At 70.3% G+C, this 3,739-nt stretch carries 5 protein-coding genes; all 5 read right to left on the bottom strand.

What is annotated here, in order from left to right; genetic code table 11:
* Nucleotides 1-195: AAA family ATPase (locus NA3_RS36555; RefSeq protein ID WP_218021950.1), on the bottom strand; the 195-nt coding region annotated here is incomplete at its 3' end.
* On the bottom strand, nucleotides 162-1,019 hold the full coding sequence (locus tag NA3_RS34985) for a hypothetical protein (RefSeq protein ID WP_062969183.1): 858 nt from the start codon (nucleotides 1,017-1,019) through the stop codon (nucleotides 162-164). The genes NA3_RS34985 and NA3_RS36555, both read right to left, overlap by 34 nt.
* Nucleotides 1,016-2,197 (bottom strand): glycosyltransferase family protein, encoded by a 1,182-nt coding sequence (locus NA3_RS34980; RefSeq protein ID WP_062969181.1) that lies wholly within the window; start codon nucleotides 2,195-2,197, stop codon nucleotides 1,016-1,018. Before NA3_RS34980 ends, NA3_RS34985 begins: the two co-directional genes overlap by 4 nt.
* On the bottom strand, nucleotides 2,194-2,898 hold the full coding sequence (locus tag NA3_RS34975) for a hypothetical protein (RefSeq protein WP_062969179.1): 705 nt from the start codon (nucleotides 2,896-2,898) through the stop codon (nucleotides 2,194-2,196). Before NA3_RS34975 ends, NA3_RS34980 begins: the two co-directional genes overlap by 4 nt.
* Nucleotides 2,895-3,739 (bottom strand): glycosyltransferase family protein (locus tag NA3_RS37930; RefSeq protein WP_062969178.1); only part of this gene is annotated, 845 nt, incomplete at its 5' end. The genes NA3_RS37930 and NA3_RS34975, both read right to left, overlap by 4 nt.

Below are 3,739 nucleotides of genomic sequence, written 5' to 3'. Positions count from 1 at the left end.
ATGGGGGTAGTCGACACCGTAGCGGCCGTGCCGGCGGAAGACTTCCTCGTCGACCGAGAGCCGGGTGAAGTCCTCGTCCGCGAGGGCCTTGGCGAGCACCGTCTTGCCGGAGCCGGTGATGCCGCACAACAAAATGACCCGTGACCGGTGCATTCGGATGATCACTCCTTGCTCGTCGGTGTCGGTGGCCGCCATTCGACCAGGATGTTACGGGCCTGCACCACCCAATTTTCAGACAGCTGGGCCAGGGTGGCAGGCCGGTAAGCCGGGCGCGGGTCGGTGGGGTCGAGGCGGCCGTGGTGGCGGCCGACGTGATCGATCAGCCGGGCGGCTTCCGACCGCACTGCGGGGGTGTGTTCGATCCATTCGCCGCTGCCGAAGCGGGTCACCCGCTGGCGCAGATCGGCAAGCACACCGCGCCTCCATTTGAAGTGGTGCACGCACACCAGCCGATCCGGATCCGGCCGATATCCGGGGGCACGGTGATTGCCCGAGGCCACCACGACATCGGAGCGCACCGCCACGATCTTGCGGGGATCACCACCGAGCAGCCGGTGGGTCAGGTGCCCGCCGAGCGGAAACACCTGATCCGGGTCGATGCCGACAGTGATCGGCGGAAGTGCGCCATCGCAGGTGATGCGGTCGAACAGCAGACCGCCGACCACCGGGCGCCCGCCGGTGTCGGCGGCGGCGATCGCATCATCGACGCCGCCGGGGAATTGGTGAAACTCGTCGGCGTCGGCGAGCAGATGCCAGCCGGGCCCGGCCAGAGTGCGCAGCCGTTCACGCAACTCGGTGTTGGTGTGCTCGTGCCACGGACCCGTGCTGGTCAGGGCCGGTCCGATGCCGAGATCGGCGGCGGTGCCCAGCAACGTGTCCCGATGGCGCGGGTGGACCTGTTCGGGGAAGTGGAATGCGATCAGGAACCGCTCGACGCCGATCCCTCGATAGTGGCTGGTCCAGGCGGTGAGCAGGCCAGGTTCGACGGGCCCGATCACCGCGATCACCGGCGGCGTCACCGCCCGTCCTCCGACAGCCGGCGATAGGTGTCGATAAGGAAGGCCGCCTGTTCGCTCGGGGTGGCCATGCCCAGGGACTTGCCCGCCGAGGCCGGTGGGCGCGGCATCCGCTCGTCGCTGAGGCCATCCAGCGCCATGGCCAGGCTGACCGGGGATCCGGCGGGCAACACCCGCACCCACCGGTGGCCGATTAGCTGATGGGTCAGGTCCGGGTCGTGGCCGGAGACGATCAGCGGCACGCCGAGGCGGGCCGCGCCGAGGACCAGCCCGGATTCCTTGCCGACGCCGCGATGGCGGATCACCAGGCTGGCATCGGCCGCCGCGTACACCAGGCGCAGGATCTGTTCGGGGACCGGGCCGGGCTCCACACACAACCGGACCAGGGGAAGGCCCCGCCACCGGTCGAGGATCTGCTGGTCGATCGGGTGCCCGGTGACCAGCAGATGCAGCGGCTTACGGAGGCGAGCCAGCGCCGCGTCCAAGGTGGCGATGTCCTTGTGCGGCCACCAGCCGCCGACCAGGCACACCACCGTCGCATCCGCCGGAATCCCGAAAACATCTCGGGCGCCGTCGATCTCCGCGTCGGTCAACTGCTGCCCGTCGTCGACGGCATAGGTCCGCACCGCGGTCGCCAGCACCGGGAACCGGGTGCGCAGCTGCCGCGCTACGGCCTCGGTGGGACACACGAGCCCAACCGCGCCCGCGCGGCGGCGAAATAACTTGCCGAGCAACCGTAACGGCAGGTCTTCGGTGGTGGTGACCTCGTGTACGAACCGCAGATGCGCCACACCGCCCAACGCTGCGGCAAGAAGGTGCAGGCCCTCGCTGGCGGTCAGGATCACCACCGCACACCCGGATCCGCCCTCGTGGCGGGCGGTGCGTAGGCAGGCGCCCTCGACCAGGCAACGCCGGAGCAGTTCGATCTGGTGCGGGAGGCGGCGCAGCCGATCCGGCCACCATCGCGGGCCCAGCACCGCGCCGCTGCCGATGGCCAGCACCCGCGCCACGGCCGCACTACCGTCCAGCAGCTGCGCAGCCGGGCCGCACCGCCGCGCCGGGGTCACGATGAGGCTGTCCGGGCCTGCGGCGGCCAGCGCGTACAGAGTGTGCTGGTAGTGGCCGCCGACCCGATCCGCGTAGGGTTCGATCAGCACCAATCGTGTTGCGGGGCCGCTCATCCGGCAATCACCCGCTCACCGTAGGAGCTGGTGAACCGGTGGTGCAGCCACACCGGATCGTTGAGGTGGGTGAACCGGTCCGGGTCACGGCCGGCGTCGTGCGCGAACGCGATACCGTCGCGGGCGCCGAGTGCGGCGTAGGAGGCGAACTCGCCGGTGCGGGCCGACCGCCAGGCGGCGATCTTCTGCCGCGCGGACACGTCGTCCATGCCGTATTCGCTGCCGCGGGCGAGCATCGCGCACTCGCGGAACCCGGCACGCCAGGCGTGATACGGGCTCTGATTGAACCGGGTCATCCCCGCGGTTGCTTCGACAAATTCGACGCGGCCGGGCAGGGCGGCCAGGACATCGACCGCGTCTCCGAGCTGCCGCAACGCCTCGGCGCGGATCAGCTTCAGCCCGCCGTAGCCGTAGGACAAGCCGTTGAGCGGATTGCGGGCCCGCCAGACCCGCATCGACACGCCCTCGGCGAGGGGTTCGACTGCGGCAGAGCCGAATTCGTGGTCGATGGCGAAGTCGCCATCTGCGAGGAAGAACTGAGCGGTGTCGGTGAGTTCGGCGGTGAGCCGGTAGGCGCGGCGCATCGGCCGCACCCCGTGCAGGCGTTTCACTGTGCCGCCAAACACCCGCGCCAGCCGGGAGTGCAGCACGTCGGCGAGCGGTTCGTCATAGGACAGCTGAATCACGTCGAAGCCGGTCATCGCGAGATCGCCTCCCAATACGCGGCGGCGACGACGGCCGGGGTCAGGCAGGTGGTGGCGGCGTGGGCGCGTTTGGCGTGCAGCCGGTAGAACTCCTCGTCACCGGCCAGCCGGCGCGCGATGTCGATCGCCGCGTCGAGGCTGTCGAACAGCAGTTCCTCGTCGATGTGCTCGGCGAACCAGCCCATCCGGGGCGCGATCACCGGCAGCCCCATCGCCTGGCAGTCGATCACGCTCATCGACCACGGACAGCCCGCCCGCAACGGCGCGATCCCAAAATGCGCGCCCGCCAACAGATTCCGATACCGGGCACGGTCACCGTCGTCGGACACGACGTGCACGCCGGGCAGGGCGGCGAGCTGGGCGCGGTGGAATTCCGGGCTCGAGTCCAGGGCGACCCGGGCCGCACTGCGGTCACCGAACAGGTCGGTCACCCGAAGCCGCACGCTGGTCTCCGCGGTGAGGCGGGAGGCCAGCTCGGCGAATCGTGCGGTGCCGTAGTGCCGGTACAGTCGATGGTTGTAGACCCCGACAAGCGATGCGCCCCAGCCGTTTTCAGCCTCGGCAGGGTCGCGGACGAGGCGTTCGTCCCGGGGCGGTGGCACCACGGCGAGCCGCCCGCCCAGGTCGAGGCCGTGGCGTTCGGCGACCGCGAGGGTCCATGCCGAGGCGGCGGCCGAGTGCACCAGCACCCGGTCACACGCGGCCAGTCCGGCGCAGAACGCCAGCAGCACTGCCGGGCCGAGCCCGGCATCGTCCAGCGATGGATCCAGGTGCGTCGCACCGAGGTCGGTCACCGAGAACGGCAGATAGTGGCAGTAGCCGGCCACCAGCGCGGTGC

The sequence above is a fragment of the Nocardia africana NBRC 100379 genome, from assembly GCF_001612635.1.
Taxonomy (GTDB): Bacteria; Actinomycetota; Actinomycetes; order Mycobacteriales; family Mycobacteriaceae; genus Nocardia; species Nocardia africana.
The sequence above is the reverse complement of the archived record's forward strand: the minus strand, read 5'-3'. Positions and strand labels throughout refer to the sequence as shown.

Coding starts and splice junctions, on each gene's coding strand:
- NA3_RS34975 (WP_062969179.1), bottom strand. CDS start 2,898: ATGACCGGCTTCGACGTGATTCAGCTGTCCTATGACGAACCGCTCGCC.
- NA3_RS34980 (WP_062969181.1), bottom strand. CDS start 2,197: ATGAGCGGCCCCGCAACACGATTGGTGCTGATCGAACCCTACGCGGAT.